Origin of the sequence: Peiella sedimenti, assembly GCF_030504955.1 — a bacterium.
In the GTDB taxonomy this organism is placed as follows: Bacteria; Pseudomonadota; Alphaproteobacteria; order Caulobacterales; family Caulobacteraceae; genus Brevundimonas; species Brevundimonas sedimenti.
The window spans coordinates 271,776-288,046 of sequence record NZ_JAUKTR010000003.1; the positions used below are offsets into that span (position 1 = coordinate 271,776).

At 63.4% G+C, this 16,271-nt stretch carries 13 protein-coding genes; 1 reads left to right on the forward strand and 12 read right to left on the reverse strand.

The window, feature by feature from the left end; genetic code table 11:
• Position 1: 1 nt before the first annotated feature.
• Positions 2 to 166 carry a hypothetical protein gene (locus Q0812_RS08740; RefSeq protein ID WP_302109941.1) on the reverse strand — a complete coding sequence of 55 codons (165 nt, stop codon included), beginning with the start codon at positions 164 to 166 and terminating at the stop codon, positions 2 to 4.
• A gap of 3 nt (positions 167 to 169) precedes the next feature.
• Between Q0812_RS08740 and Q0812_RS08745 the strand changes: the two genes are divergently transcribed.
• The gene (locus tag Q0812_RS08745) at positions 170 to 448 is read left to right on the forward strand and encodes a hypothetical protein (protein WP_302109942.1); all 279 of its coding nucleotides are present in this window, start codon (positions 170 to 172) and stop codon (positions 446 to 448) included.
• A 259-nt stretch (positions 449 to 707) separates the two neighbouring features.
• Here Q0812_RS08745 and Q0812_RS08750 read toward each other — a convergent pair whose 3' ends face one another.
• The 11 genes from Q0812_RS08750 to Q0812_RS08795 all read right to left on the reverse strand — a co-directional run bounded on the left by Q0812_RS08750 (position 708) and on the right by Q0812_RS08795 (position 16,258).
• Positions 708 to 1,424, reverse strand: a complete 717-nt coding sequence (locus tag Q0812_RS08750; RefSeq protein ID WP_302109943.1) for a M48 family metallopeptidase — start codon at positions 1,422 to 1,424, stop codon at positions 708 to 710.
• Positions 1,421 to 4,636, reverse strand: a complete 3,216-nt coding sequence (locus Q0812_RS08755; protein WP_302109944.1) for a type I restriction endonuclease subunit R — start codon at positions 4,634 to 4,636, stop codon at positions 1,421 to 1,423. Before Q0812_RS08755 ends, Q0812_RS08750 begins: the two co-directional genes overlap by 4 nt.
• Positions 4,633 to 5,472, reverse strand: a complete 840-nt coding sequence (locus Q0812_RS08760; protein ID WP_302109945.1) for a DUF3800 domain-containing protein — start codon at positions 5,470 to 5,472, stop codon at positions 4,633 to 4,635. The genes Q0812_RS08755 and Q0812_RS08760 overlap by 4 nt, the downstream gene beginning before the upstream one ends.
• Positions 5,469 to 6,407 (reverse strand): restriction endonuclease subunit S, encoded by a 939-nt coding sequence (locus tag Q0812_RS08765; RefSeq protein WP_302109946.1) that lies wholly within the window; start codon positions 6,405 to 6,407, stop codon positions 5,469 to 5,471. The genes Q0812_RS08760 and Q0812_RS08765 overlap by 4 nt, the downstream gene beginning before the upstream one ends.
• A gap of 295 nt (positions 6,408 to 6,702) precedes the next feature.
• Positions 6,703 to 7,719 carry a virulence RhuM family protein gene (locus Q0812_RS08770; protein ID WP_302109947.1) on the reverse strand — a complete coding sequence of 339 codons (1,017 nt, stop codon included), beginning with the start codon at positions 7,717 to 7,719 and terminating at the stop codon, positions 6,703 to 6,705.
• Positions 7,712 to 9,229, reverse strand: a complete 1,518-nt coding sequence (locus tag Q0812_RS08775) for a type I restriction-modification system subunit M (RefSeq protein WP_302109948.1) — start codon at positions 9,227 to 9,229, stop codon at positions 7,712 to 7,714. Before Q0812_RS08775 ends, Q0812_RS08770 begins: the two co-directional genes overlap by 8 nt.
• A complete protein-coding gene (locus tag Q0812_RS08780) occupies positions 9,226 to 9,828 on the reverse strand; it encodes a restriction endonuclease subunit S domain-containing protein (protein ID WP_302109949.1) in 603 nt (200 codons plus the stop codon). Before Q0812_RS08780 ends, Q0812_RS08775 begins: the two co-directional genes overlap by 4 nt.
• Positions 9,829 to 10,446: 618 nt before the next feature.
• Positions 10,447 to 12,237, reverse strand: coding sequence for a pyridoxal phosphate-dependent decarboxylase family protein (locus tag Q0812_RS08785; protein WP_302109950.1), 1,791 nt, complete (start codon positions 12,235 to 12,237; stop codon positions 10,447 to 10,449).
• A gap of 17 nt (positions 12,238 to 12,254) precedes the next feature.
• A complete protein-coding gene (locus tag Q0812_RS13760; protein WP_425281558.1) occupies positions 12,255 to 12,683 on the reverse strand; it encodes a YbaN family protein in 429 nt (142 codons plus the stop codon).
• A gap of 54 nt (positions 12,684 to 12,737) precedes the next feature.
• Complete coding sequence (locus Q0812_RS08790; protein WP_302109951.1) at positions 12,738 to 13,916, reverse strand: NnrS family protein; 1,179 nt, start codon at positions 13,914 to 13,916, stop codon at positions 12,738 to 12,740.
• Positions 13,917 to 13,987: 71 nt separating this feature from the next.
• Complete coding sequence (locus tag Q0812_RS08795; RefSeq protein ID WP_302109952.1) at positions 13,988 to 16,258, reverse strand: nitric-oxide reductase large subunit; 2,271 nt, start codon at positions 16,256 to 16,258, stop codon at positions 13,988 to 13,990.
• Positions 16,259 to 16,271 lie beyond the last annotated feature (13 nt).

A 16,271-nucleotide genomic window follows, 5' to 3' on the forward strand; every position in this document is an offset into this window, starting at 1 on the left:
TCTAGAACAGGGCGCGTTCCCAGCCGCGGCGCCAGCTCATGACGTGCAGCTTTCCGCCCACATACTGGCCGGGCCGGCGCGGATCGATATAGCCCGACATCAACGGCGGGCCTCCCTGGGGCCCGTCGATCCGGAAGCACACGCCCGCTTCGTGACGGTTGAACATGATGTGAAGATCGCCGTGAACGGCGTCGCCGATTTGCCCCCAATCCGAGGGGCGCAGCTCAGTCTCGGCCAGAATCTGGCGCAAGCGCTTCAGGATGACGACAGACGCCGCCTTGCGGCTTCGACCAACCGCCACTTGCGCTGGGTGAACAAATTGGACGACGTCGGCGGCTTCGGTGTGATGGCTAACCATATCTGCTTCCTTTCGGGACAATGGTTAACCACGCTGCAAGTGATGCACCGTCCGGTGCGGGTTGGGCGCCGCGTAACCTGGGCCCGTTGACGGGCGCAAACGGCCAGGAATGCGGAACGCGCCCCACCATGGGGAGGTCCTCGCATATCTCGCGATAGAGCCGCTCGAAGCCCGCGTGCCCATGCACCGCCGCGAGCACGGGCGTGGCCACAAAGCGCGCCGAACTGGCGTATCCGGCGAAACCGTTTCTGCCGCTAACGCGGCCACAGTAGTCCGTCTTTGGGCTGCGGTCATGGATGCGAGCGGCAGTCTGCTTGGCTTTGGCTACTGACGGGTAGAGTTCATTTTCTCACGCCATCTTTTGTTCTAGTCGCCGCTTCCGCATTTCCCAATCGGGTAACACGCGGTCCAAGAGCTCGAAGAACTCTGGACCGTGGTGCGGCACCGCGACGTGGCAGAGCTCGTGCGTGATAACGTAGTCGATTGCGTCGATTGGCGCCTCGATCAGGCGGCGATTAAGCAGCAGCCGCGATGCCGGGGACATCGAACCCCACCGCTGCTGGAGTTGGCGCACGATCAGGCTTTTGGGGCGGAAGTCTTCCGGGGCCGGGAAGCGCAGCAGATTGACTTCGAGGCGCTCGGCAAATTTTGAATGGGCCCGCTGCCGATACCAACCTTCGACAAGTTCGCGGGTGGCCTCGGTCCGTTCGGGCCTGTGCGTTTGGACCACAATGAAGCCACGGACGAGCTTCACCGTCGCCTGAACGTGGGGCACTACCTTCAATCGATACTGCCGCCCGAGATAGAGATGGGTCTCGCCTGCCACATACTGGCGATCCGGGGTGCGCGGCAGGAACTGGATGAAATACCGCTGCTGGCGCCTGATCCACGCGGCGCGCTTGCGCACTTTCTCCTCGATAGCCACCAGCGGAGCATCCTGTGGAGCAGCGACCACAACGGAGGCATCAGGCTCTACGGCGATTTCCAGCGTCGTCCGATCGCGGCGCACGATGGAGAAATCAATCCGGTGTTCACCATATCGGACGCTGTGTCGTTCCGCGTTCATCCAGGAAACCGTGCGCGGGCCAAGTCCATGATCTTGAGTTCAAGATCGTCCATCACCTCAAGGGTCAGTTCGATGCCCCGCTCATCGCGAAGGATATCAAAGAAGTAATCGTCGATGGCGTTGCGCATCTTGTTCTGAGCGATGTCATTGGACCAGACGTCGACGATGTGATGGGACTTGACGATGTCGATGATCGTGAGCGCAATGGCGGCAACCTCATCTGCCGCGATCGGTTTACCGTCGTTAGTCGCGAGCACGCCTTCAAGGACCCCGAAAAACGCCTGCCCATCGTCGTTGCCCTTGATCGCATCCGGCACCTCGCGCCCCCGGTCCTTGCGGGCAACCTTGCTGGCCAGATCGACTACGTTCTTGAGGTAATCGCGCTCGGAAATCCGTTTGGCCCGATAGTCGCGGATGGTTTCCTCCAGCAGTTCCGAGAAACTGCGGTAGAAGGTCGGGTCCTCGTCCATCTTTTCGGTGATGGTCCGGCGCGTCGCACTGGCGATCCGGTCCGCCCTCGACGCCTCGGAGACGCCCGTCTCCTCCACCACCGCTTTCAGCGCGTCCGGGTCGTTGATGTTGACCATCTCGATGATCGTCTCGGCCGGCATGGCAACCACATGGTCGTCCAGCAGCTTCTGGATCTTTGGCTCAAACTCCTTGACGTCGACGGTCTCCTGGTAGCGAAGCTGGACCGAGCGCCGCAGCTCGGAGAACTGCTTCCAGTCCTTCTTCATGACGTCGATCTTCGCCTCGTCGAAGACGTCGAAGAGCTTGTCCGACGACAGCGAGATGTGGAGGCAGCGGCTGAACGCCTTCAGTCGTTCATAGAACTCCTGCCGGATCGCCTCATCGGCCAGGAACTGTTCGAACTGCTCCATGTCCTTCTTGTTCTTGACCGGCTTGAACAGGTCCCAGAGCTGATCGTGGAGCTGGGGCAGCTTCCGGATTTCCTCGCGCACATCGTGGACCGTGCCAGCGAGATCGGCGGCGTCGAAGCCCTCGAAGGCGCTGTAGGTCGTCAGCGCCGTGTCGAGTTCTCCGAGCAGCCCCTCGTAGTCGATGATGAAGCCGGACTGCTTCTCGGTCGCGCCGTCTTCGTAGAGCCGGTTCACGCGGGCGATAGCTTGTAGCAGGTTATGTTCCCGCAGCGCCTTGCACACGTAGAGCACGGTATTGCGCGGCGCATCGAACCCGGTGAGCAGCTTCGACACAACGATAAGAATCTCCGGGTCGCCCGAGCCCTTGAATGCGTCGATGATCTGGCGGGTGTATTCGTCCTCGGTCTTGTACCGGGCCATCATCCGCGCCCAGAACCCGCGCACGAGGTCCTTCGATTCCTTGTCGACCTCCTCGTTGCCCTCGTTGTCATCGGGCGGCGAGATGACGATTTCGCTGGTGACGTGCCCGATCTCGTCGAGCACCTCCTTGAAGCGGACGGCCGCTGCCTTGGACGGCGCCACAAGCTGCGCCTTGAACCCCGTGCCTTGCCAGTGCTGGCGGAAGTGCTCCGAGATATCGAAAGCTTTCGCCCGGATCGCCTGGCCCGTCTTCGACAGCGCGTCCATGCGGGAGAACTTGCGCTTCAGGTCGGCCTTCTGGCTGGGGGTCAAGCCCTCGCTGATCTTGTCGAACCACTTGTCGATCACGCCGCCATTGACCTGCTGCTCGACAATCCGTCCCTCATAGAGGAGCGGCACAACGGCCCCGTCGGCGACAGCCTCGTCGATCGCGTATTTGTGGATCAGGCCGCCGAAGGTCGAGAGCGTATTCTTCTCCTTCTTCAGGAGCGGCGTTCCGGTGAAGCCGAGATAGCAGGCTTTCGGCAACAGCCGGCGCATCCGCGTGGCGAACTGGCTGTGACCGCCATAGCGGCCGGTCTGCGAGCGATGGCTCTCGTCGACCAGGACGAACACGTTGGCATCCTCGTCGACGTCCTCCGCAGCTTTGGCGGCCGTATCGAACTTGTTGATGATGGTCGTCACGAGCGGTGTCCGGTTTCGGATCAGCTCGATCAGATGGGCGCCGCTGGTTGCCCGCACAGGTTCCAGTTCGCAGGACTTGAACGTGTCCTTGATCTGCTTGTCGAGATCGTCGCGGTCGGTGACGATCAGAATGCGCGGATTAGGGATGGCCCTGTCGAGCGCGAGCGAGCGCCCCAGCATCACCATGGTCAGCGACTTTCCCGACCCTTGGGTGTGCCAGATCACGCCACCCTTGCGGCGGCCGTCCAGATTGAACTGGCGGACGCGTTCGACAGCCTTCCGGATGCCGAAGAACTGCTGATGGCGCGCCACCTTGCGTGCGCCGCCATCGAACACGGTGAAGCGACGGATCAGGTCGAGCAGGCGTTCCGGCCGGCACATCGCATGAATTGTGCGGTCCTGCGCCGTGATCGCGCGCGCACCTTCGGCGGCCAGGGCATCGAAATGAGCGCGGGCAAAGGCGAAGTCGCCCGAGAAGACCGCGTCGGCCTCAGACGGCGTTAGCGGCCGATTGGCCAGCGGATCGATGATCTCGTCCCGGTCTTCCTCGTCCCGCCACGTCTGCCAGAACTGCCGCGGCGTGCCCACGGTGGCGTAGCGCGCCTCGACACGGTTCATCACCATGAGAAGCTGCGCGAAGTGGAACAGCTGCGGGATGTTGTCTTCGTTCTGGTAGCCGATCAGCTGGCTGCCGGCCTTCTTCAGGCTCGCGGTCGGCCGCTTGTTCTCGATCACGAGGAACGGGATGCCGTTCACGTAGGCGACGATGTCGCATCGCTTGGTCTGGGTGCTGGCAGTCCGCTCAACCGAGACTTCGGCCGTCACATGATAGACGTTGTTCGCAGGCCGCTCCCAATCGACGTAGCGGAACGAATAGGACTTCGAGTCTCCCTGGATCGTTTTGGTGATGGTCGTTCCGAGGACGAGGGTATCGTAGATGTCCTGGTTGGTCCCACGCAGGCCCTTCTGCCGGTCAGGCGTGGGCTTAAGACGGCGAATGGCTTCGTGAGCATCCTCGAGGTCGAAGGGATATTCCCGTCCCCGGTAGGTGAAGCTGTTGATCCGCAGGAGCTGGTCCGCAAGAACGTCGTCGAGCACCACGTTGCGCAGGCGGCCGCCACGATGGCGCACAGCATCGACCTGGGACAGCGGCGTGAACCCCAGCGCCACAAGGAGCTGCAGGGCGGGGATTTGCGACTGATGCTTCTCGGCGGCGTCGAAGGTCATGGCTTCCACTCCGCATGCTTCGCCGCCTTGTAGAACTTCACGCAGGGAGCATCCAGGCAGCGGCCCAGTGTCTCGCGCGCAGGCTCCAGAATGGCCACAAGCTCGGCGTAGTAATCCTTCTCGCCTGCCCACGCCTCCGCGACGGCCTGCAATTCCAGATGCCGCCGATAGACGTAGGAGATGGCGTCAGCCACCTGCACCATCGAGGAATGGTCGGACTTGATCGCGAAGGCGGTGTTGATGATGTGGTCGAACCGATCCTTCTTGCTGCGCTCCAGCCAGACCGTTTTCCCACGCTTCTTGCCTTGCGTCTGATAGAGGCCATCGAACCAGGCATCGCCCTGATACAGCCCGTCCGACAGCTTCGGCATCTCGCTCTTGTTGTCGTCCATGATGACGACGGTGAGGCCCTTGCTGTTCTTGACGCCCTGCATCCTCTTCTGGACGAGGCACGCCGTGAACATAGATGAGGCCAGCCAGTAGTTTGTGCCGAAAGGCTGCCCATGGCCAGCGGCCGCGGCCGCATCGAATGCGCCATAGGAAAGCGCGTATCCGAAGACCTTGCCGCCATTCTCGACAGCCAGCTCGCAGACGGTCTTTAGGAAAGCCTTTCGTTCGGCCGCATCAACCTCCCGCCAACCACCCTTGCCGTTGATGAAACGGCTGGTCTTGAAGTCCGAGCGATTTCCGGGATGGAGCGCAAAGAGGGCTTCCAGCCGCCGGTCAAAATCCTCGGTCTTCTTGCGTAGCTTGTAGGCGTCGACCATCAGCCCCGCCATGACGAACACATCGCCCTGATCGCGTGCACCGCTTTCGTCGATGTAGATGAACTTCATGGGCTGACCCTCCATTCGCCTGTCAGCAGCTTCTGCATCAGGCCGCGTTTCTGGCGGGTGAGGGCTTCGATTTCGGTATTGAGGGCGTCGAGGTCGGTCTGTGCCGTACCCAACACCTCTGCGATGGCCCTCTGTTCGGCCAGCGACGGAAGCGGGAAGGGCAGTTTCGAGAATTCGCTCCAGCGCAGGCTGCCGCGCCTGTCCACGGAAGCGCTGGTGCTGACCTCGAAGATGTGCCGATAGAGCCCGGTCTTGAGCACGGCAAAGGCGTAGTCGGCATCCACCTTCTCCGGGGCGAAGCGGAAGACCGTGTAGATGGGACTGACGACGCCGACGTCTGTCAGGTTCTGAAGGCCGATAGAGCCTTCCTCGATATGGTTGCTGGGAAAGCCGAAGTCGCCGCGCCAGATTCTCTTGTAGCCTGACAGATCGGCGCTGAAGACCTGCTTCTTGAAGTATTCGAGCGACCGGACAAATCCGTCATATTTCGAGCAGGACAGGACTTCATGCTGCTCTGCGTCGCCGTTCCGTTCGGATATCTCGCGCGCAAGCTTGCCGATTGGCTTGATGCCCCAGGTGGCGGGAAGCGTGAACCAGCGATGCGCGGCCACTTCGTCTGTGGTGCGGAAGCGATCCAGTTGGCGCGTGCCGAAGACCAGAGAGTGGGTCAACGCGCGATGCCGACGAAGCTTCGCCGCCCGCAGCGCCTCCAGCTTCTCGATGGCCCCGTCCCATGTCCGCAGGAGTTCGACGATCTTGCGCTGTTGGGGGAGTGGGGGCAGGAGAACGAGCATCTCCTTGTAAGCGCCCACATTGAAGTGCTGAAGAGCGAGTCCGCCCTTGTTCCCAACGACATGCTGCTTGCCGACAGCAGAGTTGGTATATTCGGCAAGGTACTCCGGGAGAACCGCCTTAGGGTTCGGACGTGCGAACACGACGTCGATGCAGTTGGATCCGTGGAACTCCGGCGGGACGACACAGGCTGTTCCAGGAGCCCCAGACCTAACGACAAGCACGTCGCCAGTTCTCAAGCACGACTTGGCGTTTGCGGTATGTCCTTCATGGGATAGGTATACCCAGTTCTCATCAACGATTCTATTCTCCGCTACGTTAGCAGAGCGAAACGCGCGGACGCCTTGGCCTTCATCGACATAGTATTGTGACGGCTTGACAACAATGCCGACGCTTACGCGTTCGCAGATTTCGTCGACAGACTTTTGTTTCCATCCCTCAATCATCGCTGCCGCCCTTCTTCCGCTCCTTGGCGGCTTTCTCCATCTCCTCCAACTGAGCAATATCGGCCTCGTCCGCCGCCAGCGCCTCAGTCGCGCGGCGGTTGGCGTCGAACACCTCGAACCGCTCGACGGCCAGCTTCTGGGCCACGTCCATCCGCAGCCGCCCGGCATGGGTCAGCACGTCGCGCTCGTTGAAGGACAGGAAAGCGTCCAGCTTGTCGGCCCATTCGGCCATGCTGACCGGGCGGCGGCGCCTTGCCTGGTCCTCGGCGTAGTCGAGGTACATCACGACGATGCGGTTGAGTTCCTCGACCTCCTCGGCCTTGAGGTAGTTCTTGGCCGTGCCGACATCGCCCTTGCGCACGACCGAGCCTTTCCAGCTGGTCAGGCCCATGTTGGGGGCGCTCGGATCGCTGCGGTTCTCGATCAGCTCAGCGGCCGTCTTGCCCGTGACTGCCCAGAGCATCTTGTTCTGCACCTTCTTGAAGAAGGCCTGCGCCTGCTCGGACGTCTTGTCGTAGTCGATGGCGGTCGTGTAGAGGTCGCGGACCTTCTGGTAGAAGCGCTTCTCCGAGGCGCGGATGTCCCGGATGCGGGCAAGCCACTCGTCGAAATAGTCCCATTGCTCGGCCTGCTTCAGCCGGGCATCGTCCATGGCGAAGCCCTTGACCAGGTATTCGCGCAGGACCGTTGTGGCCCAACGGCGGAACTGGGTGCCCCTCGGGGAGCGGACGCGGTAGCCGACCGCCAGAATGGCGTCCAGATTATAGACCTTCGTGCGGTAGGCCTTGCCGTCCGCGGCAGTTGTCAAGGATTCCTTGACAACTGACTCTGCCGCCAGCTCCTCCTCGGACAGGATGTTGTTGATGTGCAGGCTGACATTCTGCTTGGAGGTGTCGAACAGCTCGGCCATCTCCAGCTGCGTCAGCCAGACTGTGCCGTCGATGGCCCGCAGGCCGATGGTCGCGGCGCCGTCCTCGGTGCTGTAAAGGATCAGTTCGCCCTCAGACATCGACGCCCAGCTCCTTCAGGTAGCCAGCCATCTTGCCCCGCACCTCGGCGAGCTCGGCCTCGATCGTGTTGATCTGCTTCTGCAAGGCGGCCACGTCGATTTCCTCCTCCGGCTCGAAGGTGTCGACGTAGCGGGGGATGTTGAGGTTGAAGTCGTTCTCGGCGATCTCTTCCGGGCTGGCGCGGTGGGAGTATTTGTCGATCTCCGCCCGCGCAGCGTAGGTTTCCAGCACCTTGTTGATATGCGCCTCGTCCATCACGTTCTGGGTCTTGCCCGGCGTGAACTCCTTGCTGGCGTCAATGAACAGGACGTCGCGGCGGTCCTCGTTCGCGCCGCCCTGTTCGCGGGAGCGGTCGAAGACCAGGATGGCCACCGGAATGCCCGTGGTCGTGAACAGGTTGGCGGGCAGGCCCACCACTGCGTCGAGCAGGTTCTCCTCGATCAGCGCCTGACGGATGCGCCCCTCGGCCCCGCCCCTGAACAGCACGCCATGCGGAACGATGACGGCCACCCGGCCGCTCTGGCGCGTGGCGATCTCGATCATGTGGGTGATGAAGCCGTAGTCGCCCTTGGACTTCGGCGGGATGCCGCGCCAGTAACGCTTGAACTGGTCGGTGTCCGCATTCTCCGCGCCCCATTTGTCGAGGCTGAACGGCGGATTGGCCACCACCACGTCGAACTTCATCAGGTGGTCGCCCTCGACCAGTGCGGGGCTGTTGAGCGTGTCGCACCACTCAATGCGGGCGGCGTCCTTAGCGTGCAGGAACATGTTCATCCGGGCCAGCGCCCAGGTCGCACCGTTCACTTCCTGGCCGTAGAGGGCGAAGTTCTCGGACCCGACTTCCTCGGCCGCACGGATCAGCAGCGACCCGGAACCGCAGGCCGGGTCGCAGATCGTGTCACCCGGCTTGGGCGCCGCGAGTTTCGCGAGCAGGCGGGAGACGGCGGAGGGCGTGTAGAACTCGCCAGCCTTCTTGCCCGCGTCGGAGGCAAAGCGCGAGATGAGGTAGATGTAGCACTCGCCGATGATGTCCTCGGTCACGCGGCTGGGGCGCAGATCAAGCGCGGGCTTGGCGAAATCCTCCAGCACGTTCTTGAGGCGACGGTTGCGGTCCTTGACGCGCCCGAGGTTGGCTTCGGAGTTGAAGTCGATGTTGCGAAACACGCCTTCAAGCTTCGCGCGGTTGGCATCCTCGATCCGCTCCAGCGCGATGTTGATCCGCTCGCCGATATTGGGCTCGTTCCGCGCCTCGTAGAGATCGTAGAAGCTGGCGCCTTCGGGGAGGACGAAGCGCTCGCGCTCCAGCCTGCGCCTGATCCGGGTTTCATCCCCGCCATACTGCTTGCGATAGGTTTCGAGGTGATCGTTCCAGTGGTCAGAAATGTACTTCAGGAACAACATCACCAGGATGTAGTCCTTGTACTGTCCGGCATCGACGACGCCCCTGAAGGTGTCGCATGCGGCCCAGGCCGTCTGGTTGACCTGCTGCTGAGTGAGTTGGTCGGTCATTTGGACGTCCTTTCCTGCCTCGTCTTGGGGCGTATGCTGTTCGCTCGTTCCACGAGGAGCAGGCTGATCATCTTTCTTCGTGTGTCGGCGGCGAGCCGGGTGAGCTCCCGCTCCCGCTCAGCCAGTGCATCGACCACGACGATCTTTCCTTGAGTTTCGATGTCCGGGACATCGAGTTCGAGATCGTCGAGGCTGGATCGCGGGATCATTCGGATGTTGGTGCCGCGTGCCGCGCTGTCGAAATGGCGCTGGGCGGGAGGCTGGTTTATGGCCCACGCCAGATACTCCGGCGTCACCACCTCACGCTTCGGACGCAGCACCATCAGCGGGAGCACCGCAAGGGCGGGTTCTTGCAGGCGTTCGTCGAGGGCGGAGGCCGTGTTTCGCTCACCGCGCGAGCGGAACACCACGTCGCCGGTGCGGACGAAATACCGATCGGCAAGGCCGTCCAACTGGACGCGGGTGAGCTGCTCAGGATCGACGAGGCCCTCGGGGGATATGTCCCGCAACTGAATTGCCAGCACGCCCCCGGGCGCCGGTTCCAGTCTGCCGCGTGCCGTGTAGCCGGTGTGGATGGTGCAGGCGTCAGCGAGGCGCATCGAGAATCCCTCTGTAAGGCATTCTACAGAAGATAACGCCGACCGAACATGGCGTCAACCATTTCGCTGTAGACCCTCCTACTGCGTACGAGTGGGTTTTCGGCTGGCCGTACAGCAGAATCCCGCTGCGAGTGCGCTCAGCTTGGTAGGTGCGGCGCGCAGCTAGGCCAGGCGAAGGCGCCTTGACCTTCGAGCGCTGTGGGTGTCCGTTTCAAGACGCTGTCGGAGAAGCAGACGGAAATCAAATGGTTGGACTTCGCGCAGGAATGGTCCAACCAATCGTGGCCGAGCCCATGAAATGCCCACAAAACGTGGGCGGGGTGCCTGATTTGCTTGAATTTTCCGGCCTGTGGGTAATTTCAAGCCATTGAAATCATTGAAGATGTCACCGTTGACATCGCAGGGGTCACAGGTTCAATCCCTGTCGCGTCCACCATTCTTTTCAATGAGTTAGCTGGCTTCTGAGCACCCTCGGCGAGGAACTGCCCATGAAACGCTGAATCCGCTCTCCCGGCCCAATTTCTGCGCACGAGATGCGCGAGATCAACACCAGCACCCGTGTCCTGGGCGTCGAAAGCTCTAATCTGCGGCGCCTCAAGCCCTCTCAAGCAAGGATGGTCAGTGTGTCGCATCAGCCAGGAGCCGCACCATCCTGCCAAACTCATTGAATAGCCGGCTCCGGGCCTCGGGCTGGCTGAGATATGGATTCATGAACACGCAGCGGATCAACACTAAGCGCTGCTCGTCCAGCAAGGCGCTGAACCCTTCGGCATGGCGGTCGATCAGCCGCCTATAGCCTTCCCCCAAGGTGGTCTTGGAGACCGAGAGGTCGGGCGAAGCGTGGATCGCGTCGAAGAGGGCGCCCGTGCGCCGGTTCGCGCTTGAGAGGGGCTCGCCCTGCCGGCCCAGAGAGAAGCAGACGATGTTGGCGTCGATAGGGGTTAACACACGCACGTCATCGTGCGCCGTCATTACCGCTCCCGCGAACTCGCGCGCCGAGCGCACGCTCTGGGCCAGAAGGGCGCCGAGTCCTTCCGGCCCGAACCCCAGCGCCTTGCCCGTCAGCCATATGGCCGCTGCGCCCGCGGCCGAGCGCGACCCCTCAAGCGTCGAAGACCACTTGTCGGGACCGAGCTCCGACCGGTCGAGGTAAGGCGCGTCGAAGCCCGAGACCGCATAACGCGCGCGGTCGCGCGTGAGGAAAGCCCCGCAGGCGTAGGGCACATAGCCGAGCTTGTGCGGGTCGATGGTGAGGGAGTCCGCCCGGCCGAGCGCGCCGAGGGCTGTGGCGCTGCCGGGCGACAAAGTCGCTTCGTCAGGTCCGCCCACGATCCCGGCCAGGAAACCGCCATAGGCCGCGTCCACGTGCCGCCAGATATGCAGGCCCTGCTCGCGCTCCCACCGCTCCAGCAGGTCATGCACGGTGTGAACAGGATCGATCTCGCAAGTCTCAGTGGTGCCTGCGACGGCGACAGCCATTAGCACAGGGCGACCGTCGCCGCGAGCGCGCTTAATCAGCCGGTCGAGATCGGCAACATCCAGACGCCCTTCGCCGTCGAGGGCGATACTCCACAGGGCTTCCTCGCCCAGGCCGAAGACATTGGCGGCCTTCAGCCAGGAGTAGTGCTTATTGCCCGCGACCAGCAGCACCGGGCCCAGGTAGTCGCGTCCGGCGGCGCGCGAGATGCGTCGATAGACATCAGTGGGATTACCCGCTGCGGCGCTGCACCGCCGCAGGGTCTGGTCGTCGAGCCCGTGCTCACGCCGAAGTTCGCCAAAGCGGCCCCAGCCCATATGGGCGCAGGCGAATACATCCAGGGGCCAGCCCGTCTTTTCGGACAGGTGCAGGCCCAGGCTGAGCCAGTGGTCCAGCCGATAGCGGGCGCGCCAGACCGCCTCGAAGTTGGCGACCGTACCGCCCGAGGTGAAATGTCCTTCGGCCTTGGAGGGATCGTACCCCAGCAACTGGGCGAGCATAGCGATGGCCTCGCTCTCGATGACGGCTCCGACACGGCTGGCCTCGCGGGAAGTATTGTTCGGATTGTGCAGCATCGCCGCCAGCCAGCCGAACAGGGCAGGCAGAGATACCTCCGCTTTCATGTGCCCGATATAGCGTGGCGTGTGGGTAGGCGTTTCAGCCGTGAGAGCGCGGGCCAGCTCGTCCAGCCGCTCGGTAATGAGGTGGCGCGCCACTGGATCGGCTGGAGGCGCAGCGGCTGCGATTCGCCGGTCCTGCGGAAACAGGTCACGCCGCCAGTCGAACCAGTGATCCAGCAGACGTTGGATCTCGGCCCGCATCCAGGTTTCATTCTGGGAGCCCAAGCCGGGAAAATACGAGGCCGCGATCTGCGATGCGCTGGGAATAGCTTCGGCGTCGCCGAGATTGGCGGCCATACGCTGATGGTCCATGGGCGGTCGCTCCTTGGTCAGTGGGGGCGGGTTAAGATCCAGGCGGCAACGGAGGCCAGCACCAAGCCGGAGCCTGCGAGCGCCAGCGGGCTGACGCCCGAGGCCCACAACGCGCTCCAACTGATCGGGAGGCTCAGCGCGGCGACAGCTTTGGCCTGAGGCGGTATGGCGCGGCGGTCGCGCCAAGCCCCTATGGCTGGCCCGAGCCGCGGATGATCCAGAAGCCAAGCCTCCAGGCGCGGCGAAGATCGCGCGAAGGCCCAAGCCGAAATCAGGGCGAAGGGTGTGGTCGGCAGCAGCGGTAGGAAGACGCCAGTCAGCGCCGCGCCTGCGGCGGCCGTGCCCAGTACCCGCAGAACCAATAGGCGGCCCGGCGCACCCGCGGGCGCTTGCGCCTGGCACTCGTGAAATCCGCACAAATCCATCGGCAGGGTGTCTGGTCTCATGGGATCAGCGTGACCTGTTCGGGGGTGCCGCGCCTTGAGCCAGCGCAACGCAGGCTACAGGGATCGCCGCAGCAGCATCGGCCCATAGGCCAGGACAAAGCCGGAGAACGCCAAGATCCAGAGGAGAGCTGAGGCAGAGAGCAGCAGCGGGGTCCAGTCCGCCAAGAAGGGCGCGACGATGCGCGCGGCCGCGGCGAGTACAGCCAGGATGTAGATGCCGGTGGTCGCTGGATCCGAGGCCCGCGGGCGGCCGGTGTGACCGCGGCTAGCCCGGGTCATGACGGCCAGGGTCATGACACCCATGGCGCCCGCGGTCAGAGCGTGCAGGCCGGCGGTGAAGGGGAAGAGCGACGGCGCCAACGCGGCGCCGCCCAGAAGAAGCAGGCCGACCGGAACGAAGGTGTAGCCGATGTGGAGACTCCAGACCATCGACTCGCGCCAGGCCAGCCAGCCCCGCCAGCGGACGAGGCGGATGAAATGCACGATACCGGCTAGGCCGAGGCTCGCGCCGGACATGGTGCTCAGGGGATCGGCGACCCACAGCGCCAAGGCCGTGACTGCCAGGGCCAAGGCCGCCCGGTCGAAGGGCCCGAAAGGTGCTGGTCTCGCCGCGAAGCCACGGGCCAAGGTCCAGTTTTGGGTGAAGCTAGGTACGATGCGGCCGCCGATGAGGGCGATCAGGGCGGTAATGACGGCGACAGCGGCGCGCTCGGAAACGGCCACCGCATCGGGCCAGAAGCCGCGCGCGTGGAAGAAAAGATTGGCCAGCGCCAGGAGCGAGACCATCAGGGCGACGGGCAGATTGCGGCGGTTCTTTGCCGCCAGGATTTCGCGCCAGACCACGGCGGCGAAAACGATCAGGAAGGCGCCGTCCAGCAGAGCCGGAAGCGGCCACAGGCTTGGAGGCAGGAAGCCGGAGGCTCGGCCAACCAACCACAGCCCGACCAAGCCGATCAGGGGCATTCCGGTCACCGGCAGACGGCCGGTCCAGTTGGGCACCGCTGTCAGCAGGAAGCCCGCGATGACTCCGCCGACATAGCCGAACAACATTTCGTGGATATGCCACGGCAGACCCTCGGACCCGCCGATGCGGCCTCCATGAAAGAAGACCGCGAGCCAGATCGGCACCGCCGCCGCCGCCCAGACTGCGGAAAAAAGGAAGAAGGGGCGGAATCCCCAACTGAACAGCGGCGGCCCCGCATAGGACCTGATCGCCTCTCGGGTGGCGCCCATCAAAACTCACCTCAATAAAGAGAGGGGCGGGAGGAGACTGGCCCCTCCCGCCCCATTACGCGGACCTGCCTCTACTCGGCGGGCAGGGTCGCCGGTTCGGCTAGGGCTCGGGGCTTGCGGGCCGCGATCACCAGCCGTCCGGCGAAGATGGCCAGCAGAACGGCGCCGATGCTGAACACGGTGTCGCCGGGCACCCGCATCCAGACCAACAGCTCGATGAGCGGCGAGTGGATGACCTCGGGCGAGCGGGCGTACCACATGCCCTTGTCGATGCTGGCCAGGCCCTGGACCACGCCCATGGGCAGCAGCGACAGGAACACCATCATCGCTAGGCCGATGTTGAGGCTCCAGAATACGCCGGCCAGCAGCTTGTCGCTCCAGGCCTCGCGCCGGGCTAGGCCGCGCAGGCAGAACAGCATCAGGCCGATGCCGAGCATCCCATACACCCCGAACAGGGCGGCGTGACCGTGGGTGGCCGTCGTGTTCAGCCCTTGCAGATAGTAAAGGCTGAGCGGCGGGTTGATCATGAAGCCGAAGATCCCGGCGCCGAGCAGGTTCCAGAAGGAGACCGCAACGAAGAACAGGATCGGCCACTTGTAGGTCTTCACCCAGGGCGCGGCCTTGGTGTGCCGCCAGGTCTCGAAGGCCTCGAAACCGACCAGGGCCAGCGGAACCACCTCAAGGGCAGAGAACACCGAGCCGATGGCGATCACCGACACCGGGGTGCCGGCGAAGTACCAGTGGTGCGCGGTGCCCAGAACGCCGCCCGAGAGGAAGATGATGGTGCCGAACAGGACGGCCATATTGGCCGTCTGCGCCCGCACGAGTCCTAGTTTCACGAAAAGCAGGGCGATCACGGACGTAGCGAAGACCTCGAAGAAGCCCTCGACCCACAGGTGCACAATCCACCAGCGCCAATACTCGACCATCGAGATGTGGCTGTGCTTACCCCACATGAAGCCGGCTGCGTAGAACAAGCCGATGGCCACCGTCGACATGAAGAGGATCGCCAGCACCGGCTTGCTCTCAGACGGAGAGCGGAGCGCCGGCCACAGGGCCCTGCCCACCAGCACCAGCCAAAGCATCAGCCCGACGAAGAGCAGGATTTGCCAAAAGCGGCCGAGGTCGACGTACTCCCAGCCCTGATGTCCGAACCAGAAGTTGGTGTGGATGTCGAAGACCTGCTGAACGCCGAGCCATTCGCCAAACATCGAGCCGAGCACCACCACAACCAGGGCCACCCAGAGGATGTTGACGCCGAGCTTCTGGAAGCGCGGCTCCTGCCCAGAGATCATGGGGGCGATATAGAGCCCCGTGGCCAGCCAGGCGGTGGCGATCCAGAAAACGGCCAGTTGGGTGTGCCAGGTGCGGGTCACCGCATAAGGCAGCCAGTCGGACAGGGGGAAGCCGTAGAAGTCCTGACCCTCGACCGCGTAGTGCGCCGTCATGGCGCCCAGGCCGATCTGTAGCAGGAAAAGGCCAATGACGGTCAGGAAATACTTGCCCGTCGCCTTCATCGAAGGCGTTGGCTTCAGGCTGAACAGCGGATCGGTTGCAGGCGCCGGATGTGGCGCATCGTGCTTGGACTTCGCGTGCCACAAAATCAGCGCGGCGACGCCGATGATCAGCAGCAGGATGCTGGCGGCCGACCAGAACATGTTCGCAGAACTGGGCGTGTTGCCGATCAGCGGTTCATGCGGCCAGTTGGAGGTATAGGTGACGTCGTCGCCGGGGCGGTTCGTGCCCGCCGCCCAGCCCGACCACCACCAGAAGGCGGCGATGTCGCCCCGGCGCGTGGCGTCGGGAACCGGGTTCTCGGCGATGGCGTACTGCTCGCGCAGTTCCGACAGGCGCGCATCGTCGCTGAGCAGGGCCTCGTAATGGCTCCGCACCTCGCGAATAGCGGCGGCTCGGTCGTTTGAGACAATTATAACTCCGGTTTCCGGATCATGGGTGTTGGTGCGAAACTCCCGTTGCAGGCGGGCCTGCAGCGCCGCCTGAGTCTCACCGTCTAACTGGGCGTAGGCGACGCCATGCTCACGTCGGGCCCAGATGTCGAGCAGGGCGAGCAGTTCACGGTGAAGTTGGTCCGCCGACCAATCCGGCGCCACATAGCCGCCGTGGCCCCAGACCGAGCCGACCTGCTGCCCGCCCATGGATTGCCAGGCCAGCTGGCCGTCCTGAATGTCTTGGCGGGTGTAGAGCACCTCGCCGGATGTGCTGACCACCTGAGCCGGAATGGGCGGCGCCTGGCGGTGTATCTCGCGTCCCATCAGCCCCAGCACCGCGAAGGACGCGGCCATTATCAGGGCGAGGACGATCCACAGTCTCTTGGTTGTCATCTCTCAATGTCCT

Excerpts from the sequence above, each read along its gene's own strand:
- Q0812_RS08740 (WP_302109941.1), bottom strand. The coding sequence starts at position 166 with ATGTTCAACCGTCACGAAGCGGGCGTGTGCTTCCGGATCGACGGGCCC.
- Q0812_RS08775 (WP_302109948.1), bottom strand. The coding sequence starts at position 9,229 with ATGACCGACCAACTCACTCAGCAGCAGGTCAACCAGACGGCCTGGGCC.
- Q0812_RS08760 (WP_302109945.1), bottom strand. The coding sequence starts at position 5,472 with ATGAAGTTCATCTACATCGACGAAAGCGGTGCACGCGATCAGGGCGAT.
- Q0812_RS08795 (WP_302109952.1), bottom strand. The coding sequence starts at position 16,258 with ATGACAACCAAGAGACTGTGGATCGTCCTCGCCCTGATAATGGCCGCG.
- Q0812_RS08750 (WP_302109943.1), bottom strand. The coding sequence starts at position 1,424 with ATGAACGCGGAACGACACAGCGTCCGATATGGTGAACACCGGATTGAT.
- Q0812_RS08780 (WP_302109949.1), bottom strand. The coding sequence starts at position 9,828 with ATGCGCCTCGCTGACGCCTGCACCATCCACACCGGCTACACGGCACGC.
- Q0812_RS08790 (WP_302109951.1), bottom strand. The coding sequence starts at position 13,916 with ATGGGCGCCACCCGAGAGGCGATCAGGTCCTATGCGGGGCCGCCGCTG.
- Q0812_RS13760 (WP_425281558.1), bottom strand. The coding sequence starts at position 12,683 with ATGAGACCAGACACCCTGCCGATGGATTTGTGCGGATTTCACGAGTGC.
- Q0812_RS08785 (WP_302109950.1), bottom strand. The coding sequence starts at position 12,237 with ATGGACCATCAGCGTATGGCCGCCAATCTCGGCGACGCCGAAGCTATT.
- Q0812_RS08770 (WP_302109947.1), bottom strand. The coding sequence starts at position 7,719 with ATGTCTGAGGGCGAACTGATCCTTTACAGCACCGAGGACGGCGCCGCG.
- Q0812_RS08755 (WP_302109944.1), bottom strand. The coding sequence starts at position 4,636 with ATGACCTTCGACGCCGCCGAGAAGCATCAGTCGCAAATCCCCGCCCTG.